Source organism: Micrococcus sp. 63XJN7_6_ISO-PGPR-S23-444, assembly GCF_058072765.1.
Genome location: NZ_CM176516.1, coordinates 1,303,472 through 1,325,017 on the forward strand (window position 1 = coordinate 1,303,472; position 21,546 = coordinate 1,325,017).

The window sequence follows — 21,546 nt, forward strand, 5'->3', positions numbered from 1 at the left end:
GCGGGCCCGGGGGACGCCGCAGGCCCGGTCACCTCCGAGAGGTGACCGGGCCTGCGGGACGCGCGGGGCGCCGTCGTCCGGGACGGACCCGGCCGCGGCGGATCAGCGCGCGTAGTACTCGACCACGAGCTGCTCCTCGCAGGTCACGGGGACCTCGGAGCGCTTCGGGCGACGGGTGAGGGTGGCGCGCAGCTTGTCGATCTCCACGGTCAGGTAGCCCGGGGTGGCGGGCAGGACCTGCTGGTGGGCGCCGGCGGCGGCCAGCTGGAAGGGGACCATCTTCTCCGAGCGCTCGTGCACGTGGATCATCTGGCCCTCCTTCACGCGGAACGAGGGGACGTCCACGCGCTTGCCGTCCACCATGATGTGGCGGTGCACGACGAGCTGACGGGCCTGCTGGATGGTGCGGGCGAAGCCGGCACGCAGCACGAGGGCGTCGAGGCGCTGCTCGAGGAGCTCGACCAGGTTCTCACCGGTCAGGCCGGCGGTGCGCTTGGCCTCCTCGAAGTAGCGGCGCATCTGGGCCTCGCGGATGTTGTACTGGGCGCGCAGACGCTGCTTCTCCTTGAGGCGCACCGCGTAGTCCGAGTCCTGCTTGCGGCGGGCACGGCCGTGCTGGCCGGGGCCGTACGGACGACGCTCCATGTACTTCTCGGCCTTGGGAGTCAGCGCGATGCCCAGGGCGCGGGAGTGCCGCACGGTGCGGCGGGTGCGAAGGTTGCCACTCATGGTGGACCTGCCTTTCCTTGACGTGCGGCACGGTTCGGGTTTGTCTCGAGGTCTCGTCCGGGCGCCGGGGCGCACGGGTCAAGGGGCCTCGAACCTGGCCTCCCCGCGATCCTGAGGAGAGCTGAGGGGCGTGCCGCCGCCCGTCATCCACTGATGCGCTGCGCGTCCCTCGCCCGGGCACGCGGGCGTCCGCGGGGATCCGAGCGAGGGGGATGCGTCCGGGGCGCAGCGCCTGCCAGACCGGTCCACCTTACCAGAGCGACGACGACGGGGCGGGCCGGGGCTCAGGCGCGCGGCGTGGCCGCGGTGCCGGGGTCCGCGCCGAGGAGCTGACCGGCCTGGTCCAGGTGGGAGGCCTCGACCAGCACGTCGTACGACTCGGCCTCCATGGTCTGCAGGGACGTGAAGTCGCGCCTGCCGCCGGTGGCCGCGTGGCCGATCGCCCCGAAGACCGCCCCCCACAGGGCGCCCAGGCCCAGGGAGATCAGCAGGATCCAGAGGAACCCGAAGCCGGGGGCGAAGATCGAGAAGAGCAGGCCGAGCAGGAGGCCGAACCACAGGCCCTGCAGCCCGCCGCGGACGGCGGCCTTGCCGGTGGTCATCCGGCCCAGGACCTGCTCCACGGAGCGCAGCCCGGTGCCCACGATGCGCACGCGCTCCACGGGGAACCCGGCGTCGGAGAGCTGGTCCACGAGGGCCTGGGCCTCGGCGTAGGCCGGGACGGAGCGCAGGATGCGGTAGTCGGCCTGCGGGAGGGCGGGGCCGCCGGCGCCGGGGCGGCCGTACGGGGCCGGCTGCTGCGCGGCGGTGTGCTGCGGGGTGGACTGCTGCGGAGTGGACTGGGTCATGGGGGCGGCTCCTTCTGTTCCTTCTGTGCGTCGGTGGTGCATGGGGGCGCGAGCGGGCGAGGAGTCGGCGGGCCGACGTCGACCGCCCCGCTCATCCCTGGACAACCGGTGATCCGGGCGTCTTTATTCCGCGCGGCCGCCCGAGGCGTCCGCCCCCGGGCCCGGCGCGCGCTCAGTCGCCGCGGATGATCCGGCGCAGCGCGGCCACCTGCTCGGTGAGCCGCTTCTCGTGTCCGATGGGCTTGGGCCGGTAATAGTCCCTCCCGACCAGGGGGTCCGGCGCGTACTGCTGACGGGCGACGGCGTGCGGCTCGTCGTGGCTGTAGACGTAGCCCTGGCCGTGGCCGAGGGCCGCCGCGCCGGGGTAGTGCGCGTCCCGCAGGTGCGCCGGCACCGCGCCCGTGTGGCCGGCCCGCACGTCCGCGATCGCCTCGTTCACGGCGGTGTAGCTCGCGTTGGACTTCGGCGCGGTGGCCAGATGCGTCACGGCCTGCGCCAGGATGATGCGTCCCTCCGGCATGCCGATCAGCTGCACGGCCTGGGCGGCGGCCACGGCGGTCTGCAGCGCGGTCGGGTCGGCCATGCCCACGTCCTCGGACGCGGAGATGATCAGCCGCCGGGCGATGAACCGGGGGTCCTCCCCCGCCTCCAGCATCCGGGCGAGGTAGTGCATCGACGCGTCCACGTCCGAGCCGCGGATGGACTTGATGAAGGCACTGATCACGTCGTAGTGCTGGTCGCCGTCCTTGTCGTAGCGCTGGACGTGGTGGTCCATCGCCTGCGCGGCGTCCTCCTCCGTGACCGCGACGGCGCCCTCCCCCGCCCGGCCGGCCTCGCGCGCCTTGTCCAGGGCGACGCCGGCCGCGGCCTCCAGCACCGTGAGCGCCCGCCTCGCGTCGCCGCCGGCCATCCGCACCAGGTAGTCCCGCGCGTCGTCCTGGAGCACCACGGCGCCGTTGAGCCCGCGCTCCTGGGTCACGGCACGGTCCAGCAGCCCGACGATGTCGTCGTCCGTGAGGGGACGCAGCGTGAGCAGCAGCGACCGGGAGAGCAGGGGTGCGATCACGGAGAAGGACGGGTTCTCCGTGGTCGCGGCCACCAGCACGACCCAGCGGTTCTCGACGCCCGGCAGCAGCGCGTCCTGCTGCGCCTTGGAGAAGCGGTGGATCTCATCGAGGAACAGGACGGTGGTGCGCCCGTAGAGGTCCCGTTCGCGCTGGGCCTGCTCCATCACCTGCCGCACGTCCTTCACACCGGCCGTGATCGCGGACAGCTCCGTGAACGTGCGCCCGGGGGCGCGGGCGATCACGTGGGCCAGCGTCGTCTTGCCGATGCCCGGAGGCCCGTAGAGGATGACCGAGCTCGGTCCCGCGGCGGAGTCCGGATCGGGCTCAGCGAGCTTGCGCAGCGGGGAGCCCGGCCGCATGAGGTGCCGCTGGCCCAGCACGTCATCCAGCGTGCGCGGGCGCATGCGCACGGCCAGCGGTGCGCCGGGGTGCGGGGCGGCCACGGTGCCGGCCGGGCCGTCGTCGTCGGCCCCGTTGTGCGCGGCGCTGAAGAGGTCGTCCATCGGGTCCAGGGTAGTCCTCGGCCCGCGGGCGCGTGGGTGGCATCCTGGCCGCATGAGCCCCGCCGCCCCGCGCGCCGACCACACCCATGTCCTGCTGCTGCGCGGGATCAACGTGGGCCGGAGCAACCGTGTCGGGAAGGACACGCTGATCCGCTGGGCCCGGGCCGCCGGCGGGGAGGCGGTCACGACCCACCTGGCCAGCGGCAACGTCCTGTTCCGGGCGTCCTCCGACGCGGCCGCCGAGGGCGTGCGGCAGGGGTTCGCGCGGCGGGCGCGTGAGGAGGGCGGCCTCGACGTCCCCGTGGTCCTCGTGGACGTGGGCACGCTCCGGCGCGCCCTGGAGCTGCACGACGCGCTCCCCTGGGCCGGCGGCGAGCCGAAACGCACCCAGCTCACCGTGCTCGAGGACGACCCCGCACCCGAGGCGGCCGCCGCCCTGGCCGCGCTCGACCACGGGGATGGCCGACCCGCGGGGCCGGATCGCACGGCCCTGGAGGGACGGCTGCTGTGGATGCGCTGCGCCGCGGGGGTCGCCGACTCCCCGCTCACCCCGGCTCGCCTCGACCGGGCGCTCGGGGTGCGCGGCACGGCCCGGAACCTCACGACGGTGCGGGTGCTCGCGGGGCTGCCGAGCGAGGACTGACCTCGGCGGACGGCACGCGGGGCGTCCGGGGCGTCGACACCCGCGGGACACCGCGCGCTGGCCGGGACGTCACGGTCCGTTCACATCCGTGCGATGGGGTGACCCCGTCCTCCGCCTCCCTGCCCTGACTGGAGCATCCATGCCTCGCCTCGCACGCCTCGCCACGGCCGTCACCGCCGCGGCCCTGTCCACGGCCTTCCTCGCCCCGGCCTCCCTCAGCGCGCCCGCCCCGCACTCGGCCACGGCCCAGCGCGCCGCCATCGCCGCCAACCCGTCCGGCAAGAGCATCGAGCTCACCCGCGCCGGCACCCACGAGACCGGCGTGTTCGGCGAGTCCGCCGCCGAGATCCCGGCCTTCGACGCGGTCTCCGGCCGCCTGTTCGTGGTGAACGCGCAGCGCGGCGCCGTCGACGTCATGCGCCTGGGCGCCGACGCCGCCCCCGTGGCCGAGCGGACCCTCTCCGCCGAGGGCCTGCGCACCGCGGACGGCTCCGTCACGGACAAGGGCGCCACGGTGAACTCCGTGGCCGTCTCCGGCGGCGTGATGGCCGTCGCCGTGGAGGCCGCCGAGAAGACCGACCACGGCTGGGTCGTGTTCTTCGACACCACCACCCTGCGCTACCTCGGCGGCGTGCGGGTGGGTGCCCTGCCGGACTCGCTGGCCTTCTCCCCGAACGGGGCGTACGTGGTGGTCGCCAACGAGGGCGAACCGGCCGACGACTTCTCCGTCGACCCGGAGGGCACGATCTCCGTGGTCTCCGTACCGAAGAACGCCCGGCAGTTCTCCCGCCTGACCCAGGACGCGGTGCGCACCGTGGACTTCCGCGCCTACGACGCCGGCACCGCCCTGCCCGCCGGCGTGCGCGTCTCCGGCCCCGATATGGCGGTGCCCGCCGGTCACGAGCCCGCCGGTCGGGTGGCTCGCAACCTCGAGCCGGAGTACGTCACCGTCGACCCGACCGGACGCACCGCCTACGTGTCCGTGCAGGAGGCCAACGCCGTCGCCGTCGTGGACCTGAAGTCCGCCACGCTGGAGGACCTCTGGGCGCTGACGCCCACCGATTGGTCCACCGAGGGCGTGCTGGACGCCTCGGACAAGGACGGCGGCATCGAGCTGGGCCACTGGCCGGTCGACGGCCTGCCCATGCCCGACGGCATCGACACGTACCGCTGGCGCGGTCAGAACCTGGTCGTCACCGCCAACGAGGGTGACGGGCGGGAGTGGGGCGACTTCAACGACTCCGAGCGCGTCAGCGACCTGGACCTGTGCGCCGCCGAGTTCCCGGGGGCCAAGGCCCTGCAGAAGAAGGATGCCCTGGGCCGCCTGAAGGTGCTCACCGACCTCGGCTACGACTCTGAGCGCGAGTGCCACTCCTCCCTGACCACACTGGGCGGCCGGTCCTTCTCCATCTACACCGCGGACGGCACCCGCCTGTTCGACTCCGCCGGCATGATCGAGGAGCAGATCGCCCGGCTCGTGGCCGCCGGCGAGCTGCCGGAGCACGCGTTCAACGCGAACAACGACGAGACCCCGTCCGGGGACTCCCGTTCGGATGACAAGGGCCCCGAGCCCGAGTCCGTGGTGGTGGGCACGATCCAGGGCCGCACCTACGCGTTCGTGGGCCTCGAGCGCATCGGCGGCGTGGTGGTCTTCGACATCACCGACCCGCGGAACGCCACCTACGTGGACTACGTCAACGACCGTGACTGGGATGCCGCGGGCGACGACGCCACGGCCGGCCTGGGTGACATGGGCGCCGAGGGCCTGACCTTCGTGCCGGCCGACGAGTCCCCCTCCGGCACCGCCCTGCTGATCGTCGCCAACGAGGTCTCCGGCTCGACCACCGTGTACGAGGTGAATCCGACCCGTCGTCAGTGATCCGCTGACGCGGACCGGTTCCGGGCGCGTTGCAGAATGGCTGCATGAGAGCCGTTCTGCAACGCGCCCGTTCCGCGTCCGTGACCGTCGACGGCAAAGTCGTCGGCTCCTTCGAGGGCGAGGGGCTGGTGATCCTGCTCGGCGTGACCGTCGACGACACCGAGGCCGAGGCCGTCCAGGTGGCCCGCAAGGTGGCCGGGCTCCGCATGCTCGACGGCGAGCGGTCCCTCACCGACGCCGGTGCCCCGGCGCTCGTCGTCAGCCAGTTCACGCTGTACGGCGACGTGCGGAAGGGCCGGCGGCCGTCCTGGACGCGCGCGGCGAAGGGCAACCAGGCCGAGCCGCTCTACGAGCGGTTCACGGCCGAGCTCGAGGCCGCCGGCGTGCGCGTGGAGCGCGGGGTGTTCGGCGCGAAGATGGACGTCTCCCTCACCAACTCCGGGCCGTTCACGCTGATCGTGGACTCGGACGAGCTGGCCGGTCCGCGGCGCGGCTGAGGCGGGCCCGCCGCGGACCCGGATCAGGCCTCCGGCTCGGCCTCGGCCTGCTTCGGCTCCGGCTGCGCGTCGACGCCGGCCTCCTTGCGCTGCTGGGCGGTGATGGGCGCCGGTGCGGCCGTCAGCGGGTCGAAGCCGCCGCCGGTCTTCGGGAACGCGATGACCTCGCGGATCGAGTCGGTGCCGGCCAGCAGGGCGACCACGCGGTCCCAGCCGAACGCGATGCCGCCGTGCGGCGGGGCGCCGTACTTGAAGCCCTCGAGCAGGAAGCCGAACTTCTCGTTCGCCTCCTCCGGGGACAAGCCCATGACCTCGAACACGCGCTCCTGCACGTCCTGACGGTGGATGCGGATGGAACCGCCGCCGATCTCGTTGCCGTTGCACACGATGTCGTACGCATACGCCAGGGCCGCGCCCGGGTCGGTGTCGAAGGTGTCCGCGAACTCCGGCTTGGGCGAGGTGAACGCGTGGTGCACGGCGGTCCAGGCGCCCGCACCCACGGCGACGTCGCCCGAGGCCACGGCGTCGGCCGCCGGCTCGAACATCGGCGCGTCCACGACCCACACGAACGCCCAGTCGGCGTCCTTCGCGGCCACGCCGTCACCGGCATCGGTGAACAGCCCGCAGCGACGGCCGATCTCCACGCGGGCCGCACCCAGCAGCGCGCGGGACTCCTTCGGCTTGCCGGCGGCGAAGAACACGCAGTCGCCCGGGTTCGCGCCCACGGCGGCGGCCAGCCCGGCCTTCTCCTCCTCGGAGATGTTCTTGGACACCGGACCGGTCAGCTCGCCGTCCTCCTGTATGAGCACGTAGGCCAGGCCCTTGGCGCCGCGCTGCTTGGCCCACTCCTGCCACGCGTCGAGGGTGCGGCGGGCCTGGGAGGCGCCGCCCGGCATCACGACGGCGCCCACGTACTCGTTCTGGAACACGCGGAACGGGGTGTCCTTGAAGTACTCGGTCAGGTCCGTCAGCTCGAGGCCGAAGCGCAGGTCCGGCTTGTCCGAGCCGTACTTCTCCATGGCCTCGGCGTAGGTCATGCGGCGGATCGGCGTCGGCACGTCCACGCCCACGAGGGCCCACAGGGCCTTGACGATCTTCTCGCCGAGGGCGATCACGTCATCCTGCTCCACGAAGGAGGCCTCGATGTCCAGCTGGGTGAACTCGGGCTGACGGTCCGCGCGGAAGTCCTCGTCCCGGTAGCAGCGGGCGATCTGGTAGTACTTCTCGATCCCGCCCACCTGCAGCAGCTGCTTGAACAGCTGCGGCGACTGCGGCAGGGCGTACCAGGAGCCGGGAGCCAGGCGGGCCGGGACGAGGAAGTCGCGGGCGCCCTCCGGCGTCGAGCGCGTGAGGGTCGGGGTCTCGACCTCCACGAAGCCCTCGCCGTGCAGCAGCTCGCGCGCCGTCCGGTTGACCTCGGAGCGCAGGCGCATGATGCGCGAGGGCTGCGGGCGGCGCAGGTCGAGGTAGCGGTGGCGCAGCCGGGCCTCCTCGCCGACCTCCACGTGCTCGTCCACCTGGAACGGCAGCGCGGCGGCGGTGTTGAGCACCGTCACGGTCTCCGCGATCAGCTCGATCTCACCGGAGGGAAGGTTCGGGTTCTCGTTGCCCTCGGGGCGGCGCTCGACCGTGCCGGTGACCTGCAGAACCCACTCGTTGCGCAGCGGGTCGAAGTCCGCCTCGTCCCGCACCACAACCTGGGCGAAGCCCGAGGCGTCGCGCAGGTCCACGAAGGCCACGCCGCCGTGGTCTCGCCGCCGCGCCACCCAGCCGGTGACGGTGACGGTCTGGCCGATGAGCGAGGCGTTGAGCTCGCCGAGGGAGTGGGTGCGCAGCACGAGGATCCTCTCCGTCCGGTCGCCGGACGATGTGCGGGGTTCATGTGATGGTCGACGCCGTGTGATACGCCTGCGGGGCGGGCGCGCGCCGTTCCCGTCAGTCTAGTGCCCCGTCCACACTGCCCCAGCCCAGGAGGACCCCGTCATGACCGCCGCCCTGCAGCGCCGCCTGACCCTGCTCCACGCCGTCGCGATCGGCCTCGGCTCGATGATCGGCGCGGGCGTGTTCACCGCGATCGGCCTGGCGGCCGCGCTCACCGGCGGCCACCCCGGCCTGCTGTACGGGGCCCTGGCGGTCGCGGCCGTCGCGGCCCTGTGCAACGCCCTGTCCACGGCGCAGCTGGCCACCGTCCACCCCGAGTCCGGCGGCGCCTACGTCTACGGCCGGCGGCAGCTGCACCCGTGGGCCGGCTTCGTCGCCGGCTGGGGCTTCGTCACGGGCAAGACCGCGTCGGTGGCCGCGATGGCGGCCACCCTCGGCCTGTACCTCTTCCCCGACGACGCCGCCGCGGCCCGGTGGACGGGCGTGGCCGCCGTCGTCGTGCTCACCGGGGTGGCGATGGCGGGCGTGACGCGGACCGCGCAGGCGACGTTGGCGATCCTCGTGCCCGTGCTCGCCGTGCTCGTGTTGGCCATCGGCGCAGGCCTGGCGCGCGAGGCCCCCGGGGGCTCGGCCGCGGCGCTCGGCGTCGACTCCCCCGTGCAGGGCGTGCTCATGGGCGCGGGCGTCCTGTTCTTCGCGTTCGCCGGCTACGCGCGCGTGGCCACCATGGGTGAGGAGGTCATCGACCCCGCACGCACGATCCCGCGCGCCATCCTGATCGCCCTCGCCGTGACCGTGGCGCTGTACCTGCTGCTCGCCACGGCGCTGATCTCGGGCCTCGGGACCTCCGGGCTGGCCCGGTCCCCGGCGCCCGTGCGCGACCTGCTCGAGACCGCCCTGGGCTCCGGCTGGAGCTGGGTGGCGGTGGCCGGCGCCGCCCTCGCCGCGGCCGGGGCCATGCTCAACCTGCTGACGGGCATCTCCCGCACCGCCCTGGCCATGGCCCGCGAGTCCGACCTGCCCCGCCCCCTGGCACGGGTCCATGCGGGGACCGGCACGCCGTGGACGGCTCAGCTGACGGTGGCCGCGGCCGTGATCCTGCTCCTGCTCACCACGGACATCCTCACCGTGGTGGGCTTCAGCTCGTTCGGCGTGCTCGTCTACTACGCGGTGGCGAACCTGTCCGCCCTGACCCTGCGCGGGGACGACGACGGCCGCCGCCCGGCCCGGCCGCGCCCGCTGCGCCCGCTGCGCGTGCCCCGCGCCGTCAACGTCCTCGGCCTGGCCCTGTGCCTGCTGCTCGCCCTCAGCCTGCCGCCGATGTCCGTGGCCGCGATGGCGGGCGTGTTCCTGATCGGGGTGGGCGGGCGCGCGTTCGTGCGGGCCGGGCGCCGGGGCCGGTGAACCGACGCGCAGACACCCACCGCCGCCGCACACCGGGGCCGGCACAGCGGCCGCGTCCGCTCAGTCCTGCGCGCGGGCGACCTGCGGCAGCAGGTCCTCGGCCGGCGGGGTCCAGTCGGCCGGGTCCGCGGCGTGCTGCTCGCCGGAGCGGATGTCCTTCACCTCGTGGACCCGCGCGCCGGCGTCGTCCCGACCCATGAACCAGACGAACGGGATGCCGCGGCGGTCCGCATACTTGATCTGCTTGCCGAACTTCTCCGCGGACACCGCGACCTCCGCGGGGATGCCGCGCTCCCGCAGCAGGGCCGCGACGTCCTGGGCCTCGGACCAGTCCTCGTCCGCCGTCAGCGCCACGTACACCGCGGTCGGCACGGAGCGGGAGGCCACGGCCATCTGCTGGGACAGCATGCGCATCACCAGCCGCGTCACGCCGATGGACAGTCCGACACCGGGGAACACGCGGTTCCCCTTGGACGCGAGCGCGTCGTAGCGGCCGCCCGAGCAGATCGAGCCGAGCTGCTCGTGGCCCACCAGGACGGTCTCGTAGACGGTGCCCGTGTAGTAGTCCAGGCCGCGCGCGATGGACAGGTCCGCCACGGCGCGCCCGGGGGCGCGGCGGTGCAGGGTGGCGACGACGTCGGCCAGCTCGGTCAGCCCCTCCTCGAGCAGCTCGTGGGTCACCCCCAGGGCGCGGACCCGCTCGACGAACGAGGTGTCCGACGTGCGGATGTCCGCCAGGGCCAGCGCCTGCGCAGCCTGCTCGGGGCTCGCGCCGACCTCCTCCTGGAGCAGCCGCGCGACCTCCTCCGGGCCGACCTTCTCCAGCTTGTCGATGCTGCGCAGCACGCCGGCGGTGTCCTCCAGGCCGATGCCCCGGTAGAAGCCCTCGGCGAGCTTGCGGTTGTTCACGCGGATGAGGAAGTCGCCGATCGGCAGGGCGCCGAGCGCCTCGGCCATCACCAGTGCGACGTCGGCGTCGTACCGGGGCGAGAGGGCGCCGTCGCCGACGACGTCGATGTCCGCCTGGGTGAACTCGCGGGCGCGGCCCTCCTGAGGGCGCTCCCCGCGCCAGACCTTCTGCATCTGGTAGCGACGGAAGGGGAAGGCGAGGTGGCCGGCGTTCTCCACGACGTAGCGGGCGAACGGCACGGTGAGGTCGAAGTGCAGGGCCAGGCGCTTGGGGTCGGCCGGGTCCTTGGGATCGCGCAGGCCCGCGGCGACCTCCTCGTCCTCGGCCAGGCGCGAGACCGCGTAGACCTCCTTGTCCACCTCGCCCTTGCGCAGCAGCTGGCCCAGGGTCTCCACGGCACGGGTCTCGATGCCGGCGAACCCGTGCAGCTCGAAGGTCCGCCGCAGCGTGTCGAGCACGTGCTGCTCCACGAGCCGCTCGGCGGGCAGCCACTCGTGGAAACCGGACAGGGAGGCCTTGCGGGACATGGCGATCCTTCGAGACGACGACGGCGGGGACGCGCGACGGTCCCCCGCCGGCGCACCGGCCCATTCTAGGCGCGGGCGCTGTCCGGCCCGGTACGCTGGCCCTGTTCGTGTCCATCCCGACCGGCCGCATCCCTCGACGACTGCGTGCCGGCGCAGTCAGGGAGAGTTCCAGCGGTGACCAATCACATGCAGCCCGACGACCAGCAGTCCCCCGCCACCGAGGCCGCCCCCGCGTCGGCCGAGGCCGCCGAGCCGACCGTGCCCGCCGAGGCCCGGCCCGTCCCCGAGGTCGTCCCCGACGCGCCGGCGCACGGTGATTCCTCCCAGCCCGCCGAGGCGCCCGCCGTGCCCTCCCCGGCCGCGATGAAGAAGGCCAGCCCGGCCGCCGTGCGCCCCGCGACGCCCGCCGCCGCGTCCGCCGCCCCGACCCCCGTCGTGGCCCCGACCGTGCCGCCCACCCCGGTGGAGGAGGCCGCCAGGTTCGCCCGGGTGAGCGAGGACGGCCACGTCACGCTGCTGGACGGGCAGGAGGAGCACGCGGTCGGCCAGGTGCCGGACGCGAGCACCGAGGACGCGCTGGCGTACTTCGTGCGCAAGTACGACGACGTGCGCGCCCAGATGGCCCTGTTCGAGCAGCGCATCGCCGCCGGCGCCCCCTCGAGTGAGCTGGGCCGGGCGCTGGGTCAGATGACGACCGCGGTGAACGAGCGCCACATGGTCGGCGACATGGACGCCCTCCGCACCCGCCTGGCGGCCCTGGAGACCCTCCTGGGCGACTACCGCGCCGCGGAACAGGAGGCCCGGCAGGCCGCCCAGGCCGAGCAGCTGGCCACCCGCGAGGCCATCGTCGCCGAGGCCGAGACCTTCGCCCAGACCCCGGCCGAGCGGATGCCCTGGAAGACCGCGTCCAAGCGCATGACGGAGCTGTTCGAGGAGTGGAAGGCCGCCCAGAAGGCCGGTCCGCGTCTGGCCAAGTCGGTCGAGGACGACCTGTGGAAGCGCTTCCGCGGCGCCCGCACCGCGTTCGACAAGACCCGCCGCGCCCACTTCTCCCGGCTGGACGCCGCCTCGGCCGAGGCCAAGCAGGTCAAGGAGCGTCTCATCGCCCGTGCCGAGGAGCTGTCCACCTCCACCGACTGGGGCGTGACCGCCGGCAAGTACCGCGACCTGATGGACGAGTGGAAGCGCGCCCCCCGGGCCTCCCGCAAGGAGGACGACGCCCTCTGGGCCCGCTTCCGCGCCGCCCAGGACGTCTTCTTCGCCGCCCGCAAGGCCGCGAACCAGGAGATCGACCGCGAGTACGGGGCCAACCTGAAGGTGAAGGAGCAGATCCTCGCCGACGGCCAGAAGCTGCTCCCGTTCACGGACGTCAAGGCCGGACGGCGCGCGCTCAACGAGCTGCGCGGGCGGTGGGAGGATGCCGGCCGCGTGCCCCGCGGGGACGTCCGCCGGATGGAGGAGGGCCTCCGCAAGCTCGAGGACGCCCTCAAGCAGGCGGAGAACGAGCACTGGCGCCGCACCGACCCGGAGACCAAGGCCCGCACGAACTCCGCCCTCACGCAGCTCGAGGAGACCATCGCGGGGCTCGAGGCGGATCTCGCCCGGGCCCAGGCCCGGGGCGACCAGCGCGCCGTCAAGAAGGCCCAGGAGGCGCTCGACGCGCGCCTGCAGTGGAAGCAGGCCCTCGAGGCCTCGGCCTCCGAGCTCCGCTGAGCCCCACCCGTCTCGAGCACGCCCCCGCGGCCCGCCTGTCCACAGGCGGCCGCGGGGGCGTCCCCGTCTCTGGCAGGATCCGGGCATGACGACCGTGACGATCGAGGAGACCGCCCCGACCGGGGCACTCGTGCTGGCGGGCGACCCCTTCACGGAGCCGGAGCTGCAGGCGCTCGGCGCGCGGGGCGCCGTGCGGCCGCTGCTGCCCGGGGTGTGGGCGCGGCCGGACGCCGCGGACGATCCCGCGGTCCGGGCCGCTGCCCTGTGGACCCTCGGCGGCCCGCTCCTGGCCGCCGGCTGGACCGCGATCGGCCCGTCGGCGGCCTGGATCCTGGCCGGCGGCGCGGCGCCCGGGCGGCTACACGCGGCCGTGCCGCACTTCCACCGGCGCCCCGCCGGCGGGGGCCTGCTGCCCTGGACGCTCACGCAGTCGGACGTCGCGGCCGATGCCACGGGCGTCGCCCCCGCCGAGCACGACGTGCTCCGCTTCGGCCCCGTGCGGGTCACGACGCCCGCCCGGACAGTCGAAGACCTGCTGCTCAGCGCCGACCCGGATGCGGCGCGGCGCGCGGCCGCCGTGATCGGCGCCCACGGCGCCGCCGGGCTGCGGGAGCGGCTGGCCCGCCGGACCCGCCGTGCCGGCGTCGTGGCGGCCCGGCGCCGGCTGGGCGCGCTGCTGGCGGCGCTGGACGTCCCCGACTGAGGCCGGGAGGCTCAGGTGCGGTGCACGTCGAAGACGCCGTCGATGCGGCGCACCGCGTCGATCACGTGGCCGAGGAACCGGGGGTCGCCCATCTCGAAGACGAACCGGCTCATCGCCACGCGGTCGCGGGTGGTGTTCACGGAGGCCGAGAGGATGTACACGTGGTTCTCGGAGAGGACCCGTGTGACGTCGGAGAGCAGCGACTTGCGGTCCAGCGCCTCGATCTGGATCTCCACCAGGTAGACGGTGTCCCGCGACGGCGCCCAGCTGACCGGGGTGCGGCGCTCCGGCTCCTGCGCGAGCAGGGTCGCCAGGTTGGGACAGTCGACCCGGTGCACGGAGACCCCGGAGCCGCGGGTGACGAACCCGTCGATGGCGTCCGGCGGCACCGGGTTGCAGCACCGTGCCAGCTTGGCCATGACGCCGCCGTCGCCGTCCACGAGCACGCCGGCGTCGTTGGTGGCCCGCGCGGGGGCGCGCCGCGACTGGGCCGGGACCAGCTCCTGCAGGTGCACCTCGCCGACGGTCAGCTCGCCCTCCGGCTCGGCCTGCGTCGGCGTCGGCGGAGCGAGGCGCTCCGCGACGCGTTCCTGCACGGACTGGGCGGACACGTGGCCGTCGCCGAGGGCCACGAACAGCCCGTCGAGGTCCGCGTAGCCGAGATCCGTGGCCACCTGCACCAGCTCCTCGCCGCCGAGCACCTGCTGCACGGCCATGCCGGCCTTGCGCAGCTGACGGGTCAGCGACTCGCGTCCCCGGTCGGCCTGCTCGTCGCGGCGCTGCGTGGCGAAGTGGTGACGGATCTTGGACCGGGCCCGCGGCGAGACCACGAAGCCCAGCCAGTCCCGGCTCGGGCCCGCGTCCTCGGCGCGCGAGGTGAAGACCTCCACGGTGTCACCGTGGCTCAGCGGCGTGGACAGCGGGACGAGCTTGCCGTTGACCCGGGCACCGATGGTGCGGTGGCCGACGTCGGTGTGGATGGCGTAGGCGAAGTCCACGGGCGTGGAGCCGGCCGGCAGGGTGCGGATCTCCCCCTTCGGCGTGAAGACGTACACCTCGTCCGCCCCGATCTGGGTGCGCAGCGAGGCGAGGAACTCGTCCGGGTCCCGGGTGTCCGCCTGCCAGTCCATCACCGAGCGCAGCCAGGCCGGCGTGGCCTGCACCGGCGCCTGGCCGGCGGCCTGGGCCTTGTACCGCCAGTGCGCGGCGACGCCGTACTCGGCCTGGCGGTGCATCTCCTGCGTGCGGATCTGGATCTCCACCGGCTTGCCGCCCGGCACCATCACCGTGGTGTGCAGGGAGCGGTACATGTTCAGCTTCGGGACCGCGATGTAGTCCTTGAACCGACCCGGGACCGGGTTCCAGCGGGCGTGGATCGCGCCGAGCACGGCGTAGCAGTCACGCACGGAGTCCACGAGCACCCGGATGCCCGTCAGGTCGTGGATGTCGTCGAAGTCCTTCCCGCGCGTCACCATCTTCTGGTAGATCGAGTAGTAGTGCTTCGGCCGTCCGGTGACGGTCGCCCGGATCCGGTGCTCGCGCAGATGATCCTCGATCACGGTGCGCAGCGCCGCGATGTGCTTCTCCCGCTCCGGGTTCCGCTCCCCCACGAGGCGCACGATCTCCGCGTACATCTTGGGCTTGAGGGCGGCGAAGGAGAGGTCCTCGAGCTCCCACTTGACGGTGTTCATGCCGAGCCGGTGGGCCAGCGGGGCGTAGATGTCCAGGGTCTCCTGGGCCTTGCGCGCGCTGGACTCCGGGGAGACGTACCGCCACGTCCGCGCGTTGTGCAGCCGGTCGGCGAGCTTGATGAGCAGGACGTTCACGTCCTGGGCCATCGCGATGACCATCTTGCGCACGGTCTCGGCCTGCGCCGCGGCGCCGTAGGTCACCTTGTCCAGCTTGGTCACGCCGTCCACGAGGAGGGCGACGTCGGAGCCGAAGTCGGCGCGCAGGCGCTCCAGGGAGTAGTCCGTGTCCTCGACGGTGTCGTGCAGCAGGGCCGCCAGGAGGGTCGGGCCGGTCACGCCGATCTCGGCGAGGATCGTGGCGACCGCGACGGGGTGGGTGATGTACGGGTCCCCGGAGCGCCGCATCTGCCCCTCGTGTGCCGCGCGGGCGACCTCGAAGGCGCGGACGATGTCGGCCAGCTCGGTCTTGGTGGCTCGCTGCCGCACCGTGCGCATCAGCGGCTCGAGCAGGGGCGAGTACTCGGTGGCGTGCCGGCCGGTCAGGCGTGCGATCCGGCCGCGGGGCCGGACCGGGACGGGACGGGCCGGGGCGGGAGTGGGGTCCTGCTCGCTCATGGGCCACGCCTCCTGACTCGTGCGGCCCCGACCGCTCCGGCCGGGATGATCGGCGAGTCTACCCGCGCCCGTCCCACCCCGCCCCAGGAAGACCACCGGGGCCGCAGCGGCTCCGTCAGAGCCGTGCGCCGTCGTCCCAGGGGGCGACGTCGGGATCGGTGACCGCCTCTGAGGCACGCTCCCGGGCGGCGCGGGCCGCGGCCCGGGCGTCGTGGTCGCGCACGTCCGGGTCGTTGCGGCGCAGCAGGGCGTACAGCGGCGCCTGGAGGAACAGGGTGGACAGGGTGCCCACGATGATGCCCACGAACAGCGCGAGCGCGATGTCCCGCAGCGTGCCGGCACCGAGCAGCCCCGCGCCGATGAACAGGATCGAGCCGACCGGCAGGATGCCGACGACGGAGGTCGTGATGGACCGGACGAGCGTCTGGTTCACCGCGAGGTTCACGTTCTCGACGAAGGAGCGCTCCGGGTCCTCCTCGGCCCCGATCGTGTTCTCGCGGATCTTGTCGAAGACCACCACGGTGTCGTAGAGCGCGTACGACAGGATCGTGAGGAAGCCGATGATGGCCGACGGCGTGATCTCGAAGCCGGTGGCGCCGTAGATGCCGGCGGTCAGCGCGACCACGTAGAGCATGCCGAGCACGGCGGCCAGGGACATCTTCCAGGTGCGGAAGTACACGGCCATGAACAGGGTCACGAGCACCACGAAGATCACCAGGCCGATCAGGGCCTGCTGCGACACCGCGGCGCCCCAGGTCGGCCCCACGAAGGTCGAGGTCACCTGGTCCTGGCCGACGCCGTAGGCCTCCTGCAGGTTCGCGGCCACGGCTCGGGTCTGGGCGTCGTCGAGCTGCTCGGTCTGGACGCGCACGGTGCCCGGGGCGACGTTCGTGACGGTGGCGTGGCCGTCGGCCAGCACGTCGGTCACGGCGCGCTCGCCCGCGGCCACGTCGGTGGAGGCCGTCTGCGAGACGGTGAACTCGGAGCCGCCCCGGAACTCGATGCCGAGGTTGAAGCCGCCGCGCAGGGCGGTCAGGCCGCCGGCGAGGACGAGCAGCAGGGCGGCGAGGGCGAACCACCACCGCCAGCGCTGGATGAACGGGTAGGAGATGCGGCCCGAGTAGAGGGCGTTGCCCCAGTCGGCGAAGCGGTTCACTGGTCCTCCTCCTGGCGGCGGCGCTCGGCGCGGCGTCGCTCGGCGATCGTCATGGGCGGCGCGGTGCGCGAGCGGCGGCCGCCCCGGGCGGACGTGCCCGCGCGGGGGGCGCCCGTCGCGGCGAGCGGGCGCGGGGCGTCGGCGGCCGCCGCGTCGTCGGCGTCGGCCGGCTCGTCGGAGGCCTCCGCCGGGAGCCCGGTGCGGGGGGCAGTGGCGGGCTCGCGGAAGCGCCCGGCGCCCTGGTACAGGGACGGCCCGCCCAACAGCGACGGGTCCAGTCCGGACATCGGGTGTCCCTCGCCCACGAAGCGGGTCTGGGCCAACAGCACCATGAGCGGGTGGGTGAACATGAACACCACGATCAGGTCGGCGATCGCGGTGAGGCCGAGGGTGAACGCGAAGCCGCGCACGTTGCCGACGGCCACGAAGTACAGCACGACGGCGGCCAGCAGGTTCACGGCCTTGGACGCGGTGATCGTCCGCCGGGCGCGCTTCCAGCCCTCGTGCACGGCGACGGGCACGGTGTGGCCCGCGCGCAGCTCGTCCTTGATGCGTTCGAAGTAGACGATGAACGAGTCCGCCGTCAGACCGATCGCCACGATGAGCCCGGCGATGCCCGCGAGGGACAGGCGGTAGTTGTCCGTCCAGCCCAGGATCGCGATGGTCAGCCACGTCAGCACGCCCGCCACGATGATCGAGGCGAAGGTCAGCAGGCCCAGGGCCCGATACTGGAAGAACTGGTACACGGCCACGAGGCCGAGGCCGATCAGGCCGGCGATCAGGCCCCAGAAGAGCTGGTCCCGGCCGAGCGTGGCGGAGATCTGCTGCTCGGACTCGATCGAGAAGGAGATCGGCAGGGAGCCGTAGTTGAGCTGCTCGGCCAACTGCGCCGTCGTCTGCTCGTTCAGGGTGGGGCCGCTGATCTGCGCGCTGCCGTTGGTGATGACCACGTTGGACTGCGGCGCGGAGATCACGTCCCCGTCCAGCAGGATCGCGAACTGCTTGCGCGGGTCGCCCTCGGGGTACGGGGTGAGCTTCTGGGTGACCTCCGTGAAGGCCTTGGTGCCCTCCTCGTCGAACTCGATGTTGACGACCCACTGGTTGGTGGAGACGCCGCCCTGGGCCTGGGCCATGCCGTTGGACGCGCCCTTGATCTGGGTGCCCGGGATGACCACGGGGCCCAGGATGTACTTCTGGGCCGGCGTGACGGCGCCGTCGGCGAGCTCCTCGGAGGGCTGGCAGGCGACGATCGCCCGGTCGGACGGCGGCGGGGGCGCGGCCGGGTCCCGCGGGGCGGTGCAGTCCGTGGCCTGGAACTCGGCCAGCAGGGCCGGGGTGACCCAGTTCGGGTCGTAGGCGTCCGCCGGCTCCCCGTCGGGCTTCGGCAGCTGGTCTTCGGGCAGGCGCTGGTCCTCGGGGGTGGCCTCCCCCGGGCCGGACTGCAGCACGGGGCGGAACTGCATGTCCGCGGACGCCTGGATCAGGCGGCGGGTCTCCTCGTCCGGGACCCCGGGCAGGGAGACGACCACGTTCTGGGAGCCCTGCGTGGCGACCTCCGCCTCGGCCACGCCGGAGCCGTCCACACGCTGGCGGATGATCTCCACGGCCTGGTCCAGCTGCTCGGGGGTGACGGACTCGCCCGTCGAGGTCTCGGGGGCCAGCACCATCTGCGTGCCGCCCTCGAGGTCGAGGGCGAGCTTGGGAGCCCAGGAGGCCGCGCCGGAGGCCACGCCCCCGCCGAGGATCGCGGCCAGGACCACGAGGAGGGCGGCCAGCCAGGTCAGGGTGCGCCCGGCGGAGCCGGAGGGTGTTCTCTTCGCCATTGCTCAGGTGCTTCCGTCACATCCGAGCGGCCCCGCCAGGCGGGGCCGCGTGTGCAGGGGTGGGTGGGCCTCAGGCCAGGTCGTCGCGGCGCGGACGCGGGTCGGCGTCGTCGGCGCGGTACTCGGTGCCGGGGGCGTCATCCCGACGCGACGGGTCCGTGGTGGGCGCGGCGGCCGCGGCGGCCGTCTCGGGCTCCACGACGGTGGTGATGCCCTGCAGGTGCACGTCCATGCGCGTGCCCGGGGCGGTCTCCAGCGTCACCCGCTGGGCCTCGGCGTCCACGGCCACGACGGTGCCGAAGATGCCGGCGCCGGTCATGACCTCGACGCCCGGGGCGAGGGTGCTGCGCATCTGCGCCTGCTGCTGCTGCATCTTCTTGCCCTTGCGGAAGGAGAGGAAGAGCATCACCGCGAGCAGGGCGAAGGCGATGAGCATGAGCATGCTGCCGCCACCCCCCTGGGCCTGCTGGGCGATCACGGGCAGGGTCGCTGCGGCGGCGACGGGCATGGGGGACTCCTGAAGCTCGGGGTGGGCGGGCCTGTCCAGTGTAGGGGCCCGCCCTGGGCGTCACGGCCCCGGCGTGGCCTCCGGAGCGGCGAGGCCCAGGTGCTCCCAGGCCCCCGGCAGCGCGACGCGGCCACGGGGGGTGCGCGCCACCATGCCCTCGCGGATGAGGAAGGGCTCGGCCACGGTCTCCACGGTCTCGGCCTCCTCCCCCACGGCGGTGGCCAGCGTGCTGAGCCCCACGGGCCCGCCGCCGAACGTGGTGCACAGGGCGGTGAGGACGGACCGGTCGAGCCGGTCCAGGCCGCGCCCGTCGACGTCGTACATGTCCAGGGCGGCGGCGGCGTCGTGCGCGCCGACCTCGGCCAGCCCCTTCACGAGCGCCCAGTCCCGCACCCGGCGCAGCAGCCGGTTGGCGATGCGCGGGGTGCCGCGCGAGCGCCGGGCGATCTGCCGGTACCCCTCCGTGGCCAGCCGCATGTCCAGCAGCAGGGCGGAGCGGCGCAGGACGCGCTCGAGCTCCTCCTCGGTGTAGAAGTCCAGGTGACCCGTGAAGCCGAAACGGTCGCGCAGCGGCCCCGGCAGGAGGCCGGCCCGCGTGGTGGCGCCCACGAGCGTGAAGGGCGGCAGCTCGAGCGGGATCGAGGTGGCGCCGGCGCCCTTGCCCACCACGATGTCCACCCGGAAGTCCTCCATGGCCATGTAGAGCATCTCCTCGGCCGGGCGGGACATCCGGTGGATCTCGTCGAGGAAGAGCACCTCACCCTCGGTGAGCGAGGACAGGATGGCCGCGAGGTCGCCCGCATGCTGGATCGCGGGGCCGGAGGACAGCCGCAGGGGGGCGTTCATCTCCGCGGCCACGATCATCGCCAGCGTGGTCTTGCCGAGCCCGGGCGGACCGGAGAGCAGGACGTGGTCCGCGGCGCGGTCCCGCAGCCGGGCGGAGGCGAGCATGAGGTCCAGCTGCTCGCGCACCCGCATCTGGCCCACGAACTCGTCCAGGTGCTTGGGGCGCAGCGCGGCCTCGAGCCGGCGCTCCTCCGGGTCGACGGCCGCCGCGGACAGCGGTGAGGACTCCGCGCTCATCGCCCGCCTCGCACCGCGCCGGCCATGCCGACGTCGCGCAGGGTGGCGCGCAGCAGCGCGGCGACGTCGCGGCCCTCGTCCAGCTCCGGGCGGGCCGCCACGGTGGCCTCGACGGCCTTGAGCGCCTCCTTCTCGGACCAGCCCAGGCCGGCCATCGCCTGCACGACGTCGGCGTGCCAGACCGTCTCGACGGTCGGCTCGGCGCTCGCCTCGGCCTCCGCCTCGGGCACCGGCTCCCCGGTGGGCGCGAGGCGGCCGGAGAGCTCGACGATGATCTTGCGCGCCATCTTCGGCCCGATGCCGGGCACGCGGGTGAGGGTCTTCTCGTCCTCCTCGGTGACCGCCCGGCGCACGGTCTCGGGGTGGTGGACCGAGAGGATCGCCAGGGCGAGCCGGGGACCCACGCCGTTGGCCGTGATGAGCACCTCGAACACCTCGCGCTCGTCACGGTCCGCGAAGCCGTAGAGGGTCAGGGCGTCCTCCTTGACCACGAGGTGGGTCTGCACCGTTCCCGGCCGGCCCTCGTGCAGCGTGGACAGCGTCTGCGGGGTGGCGGAGAACTGCACGCCCAGGCCGCCGACGGCGATGACCGCCCGGTCGAGGGCCACGTGCTCCACGGTGCCGCTGAGCGAGGCGATCATGAGGGGCCCTCCTGTCGGGACGGACGGACGCCGGTCGGCGCGGATTCGAACATATCATCGAACGCCGGCCCGGCAGCGGCCTACCGGCGACGCCCGCCGCCCGCCGAGCGCTCGGCGTCGAGCCAGGCCCGCTGCGCGGCGGTGAGCTGGCCCCGCGGGCGGGCGCGCGCGGGCGCCTTGGCGGCGAACTGCGAGCGCCCCGCCCGGGAGGCGAGGTCTGCGGTGTCGAGGCCGGTCTGGCCGGCGGCCGCGCCGAGGGCGGTGCCGCGCCAGCCGTGGGCGATGGCCAGGGCGAGGGCGTCGGCCGCGTCGGCCGGGCGCGGCGGGGCGTCGAGGCGGAGGATCCGGGTGACCATCGTGGTGACCTGCTCCTTGCCCGCATCGCCGTGTCCGGTGACGGCGGCCTTGACCTCGGAGGGGGTGTGCAGGCCCACGGGGACGCCGGCGCGCGCGGCCGCGGCGATCGCCACGCCCGCGGCCTGGGCCGTGCCCAGCACGGTCGGCGTGTTCGTGTTCGCGAACATGCGCTCGACGGCGGCGCGATCGGGCCGGTGCGCGGCGAGGACCGCGGAGACGGCCTCGTCGATGCGCAGGAGGCGCTGGTCCAGGGGGGCGGTGGGCGGGGTGCCCGTGACCTCGACGTGGACGAGCGCGGCCCGCCGTCGCGCGTCCACGTCCACCACGGCGATCCCGCAGCGGGTGAGCCCCGGGTCCACCCCGAGGAT

At 73.9% G+C, this 21,546-nt stretch carries 18 protein-coding genes; 6 read left to right on the plus strand and 12 right to left on the minus strand.

The window, feature by feature from the left end; genetic code table 11:
• Positions 1–102: 102 nt before the first annotated feature.
• The 3 genes from rpsD to AC3RJ9_RS06040 all read right to left on the minus strand — a co-directional run bounded on the left by rpsD (position 103) and on the right by AC3RJ9_RS06040 (position 3,147).
• On the minus strand, positions 103–729 hold the full coding sequence (rpsD, locus tag AC3RJ9_RS06030; RefSeq protein ID WP_036313685.1) for a 30S ribosomal protein S4: 627 nt from the start codon (positions 727–729) through the stop codon (positions 103–105).
• A gap of 284 nt (positions 730–1,013) precedes the next feature.
• A complete protein-coding gene (locus AC3RJ9_RS06035; protein ID WP_020621560.1) occupies positions 1,014–1,577 on the minus strand; it encodes a general stress protein in 564 nt (187 codons plus the stop codon).
• Between the two features lie 172 nt (positions 1,578–1,749).
• On the minus strand, positions 1,750–3,147 hold the full coding sequence (locus AC3RJ9_RS06040) for a replication-associated recombination protein A (protein WP_041103678.1): 1,398 nt from the start codon (positions 3,145–3,147) through the stop codon (positions 1,750–1,752).
• A gap of 52 nt (positions 3,148–3,199) precedes the next feature.
• On the opposite strand from AC3RJ9_RS06040, the gene AC3RJ9_RS06045 reads away from it, so the two are divergent.
• From AC3RJ9_RS06045 to dtd, 3 genes are all read left to right on the plus strand, one after another.
• Entirely contained in the window at positions 3,200–3,790 is a 591-nt protein-coding gene (locus AC3RJ9_RS06045; protein WP_020621558.1) for a DUF1697 domain-containing protein, read from the plus strand.
• 139 nt (positions 3,791–3,929) lie between these two features.
• Positions 3,930–5,669 carry a choice-of-anchor I family protein gene (locus AC3RJ9_RS06050; protein ID WP_063188934.1) on the plus strand — a complete coding sequence of 580 codons (1,740 nt, stop codon included), beginning with the start codon at positions 3,930–3,932 and terminating at the stop codon, positions 5,667–5,669.
• Between the two features lie 44 nt (positions 5,670–5,713).
• A complete protein-coding gene (dtd, locus tag AC3RJ9_RS06055; RefSeq protein ID WP_044659818.1) occupies positions 5,714–6,166 on the plus strand; it encodes a D-aminoacyl-tRNA deacylase in 453 nt (150 codons plus the stop codon).
• 23 nt (positions 6,167–6,189) lie between these two features.
• Here dtd and aspS read toward each other — a convergent pair whose 3' ends face one another.
• A complete protein-coding gene (aspS, locus tag AC3RJ9_RS06060; protein ID WP_078025478.1) occupies positions 6,190–8,004 on the minus strand; it encodes an aspartate--tRNA ligase in 1,815 nt (604 codons plus the stop codon).
• A gap of 145 nt (positions 8,005–8,149) precedes the next feature.
• Here aspS and AC3RJ9_RS06065 point away from each other — a divergent pair, with 145 nt between their 5' ends.
• Positions 8,150–9,451, plus strand: a complete 1,302-nt coding sequence (locus AC3RJ9_RS06065) for an APC family permease (RefSeq protein WP_123243933.1) — start codon at positions 8,150–8,152, stop codon at positions 9,449–9,451.
• Between the two features lie 60 nt (positions 9,452–9,511).
• On the opposite strand, the gene hisS is transcribed toward AC3RJ9_RS06065, so the two are convergent.
• Complete coding sequence (gene hisS / locus AC3RJ9_RS06070; RefSeq protein ID WP_036313678.1) at positions 9,512–10,888, minus strand: histidine--tRNA ligase; 1,377 nt, start codon at positions 10,886–10,888, stop codon at positions 9,512–9,514.
• A gap of 174 nt (positions 10,889–11,062) precedes the next feature.
• Between hisS and AC3RJ9_RS06075 the strand changes: the two genes are divergently transcribed.
• On the plus strand, positions 11,063–12,601 hold the full coding sequence (locus tag AC3RJ9_RS06075; protein ID WP_063188928.1) for a DUF349 domain-containing protein: 1,539 nt from the start codon (positions 11,063–11,065) through the stop codon (positions 12,599–12,601).
• An 85-nt stretch (positions 12,602–12,686) separates the two neighbouring features.
• The gene (locus AC3RJ9_RS06080; protein ID WP_036380977.1) at positions 12,687–13,304 is read left to right on the plus strand and encodes a hypothetical protein; all 618 of its coding nucleotides are present in this window, start codon (positions 12,687–12,689) and stop codon (positions 13,302–13,304) included.
• An 11-nt stretch (positions 13,305–13,315) separates the two neighbouring features.
• Here the strand turns inward: AC3RJ9_RS06080 and AC3RJ9_RS06085 are convergent, their stop codons facing one another.
• The 7 genes from AC3RJ9_RS06085 to ruvC form a co-directional block, all read right to left on the minus strand.
• Positions 13,316–15,610 (minus strand): RelA/SpoT family protein, encoded by a 2,295-nt coding sequence (locus AC3RJ9_RS06085; protein WP_095353339.1) that lies wholly within the window; start codon positions 15,608–15,610, stop codon positions 13,316–13,318.
• A gap of 115 nt (positions 15,611–15,725) precedes the next feature.
• Positions 15,726–16,766: a protein translocase subunit SecF gene (gene secF / locus AC3RJ9_RS06090; protein ID WP_095353338.1), complete on the minus strand. Its 1,041-nt coding sequence runs from the start codon at positions 16,764–16,766 to the stop codon at positions 15,726–15,728.
• The gene (gene secD / locus AC3RJ9_RS06095; protein WP_123244392.1) at positions 16,763–18,589 is read right to left on the minus strand and encodes a protein translocase subunit SecD; all 1,827 of its coding nucleotides are present in this window, start codon (positions 18,587–18,589) and stop codon (positions 16,763–16,765) included. The genes secF and secD overlap by 4 nt, the downstream gene beginning before the upstream one ends.
• A 70-nt stretch (positions 18,590–18,659) precedes the next feature.
• Positions 18,660–19,097 (minus strand): preprotein translocase subunit YajC, encoded by a 438-nt coding sequence (gene yajC / locus AC3RJ9_RS06100; protein ID WP_123244393.1) that lies wholly within the window; start codon positions 19,095–19,097, stop codon positions 18,660–18,662.
• Positions 19,098–19,157: 60 nt separating this feature from the next.
• Positions 19,158–20,180 carry a Holliday junction branch migration DNA helicase RuvB gene (gene ruvB, locus AC3RJ9_RS06105; protein ID WP_115166198.1) on the minus strand — a complete coding sequence of 341 codons (1,023 nt, stop codon included), beginning with the start codon at positions 20,178–20,180 and terminating at the stop codon, positions 19,158–19,160.
• Positions 20,177–20,821: a Holliday junction branch migration protein RuvA gene (gene ruvA / locus AC3RJ9_RS06110; RefSeq protein ID WP_134416479.1), complete on the minus strand. Its 645-nt coding sequence runs from the start codon at positions 20,819–20,821 to the stop codon at positions 20,177–20,179. Before ruvA ends, ruvB begins: the two co-directional genes overlap by 4 nt.
• Before the next feature lie 80 nt (positions 20,822–20,901).
• Positions 20,902–21,537, minus strand: coding sequence for a crossover junction endodeoxyribonuclease RuvC (ruvC, locus tag AC3RJ9_RS06115; RefSeq protein WP_036317938.1), 636 nt, complete (start codon positions 21,535–21,537; stop codon positions 20,902–20,904).
• Positions 21,538–21,546 lie beyond the last annotated feature (9 nt).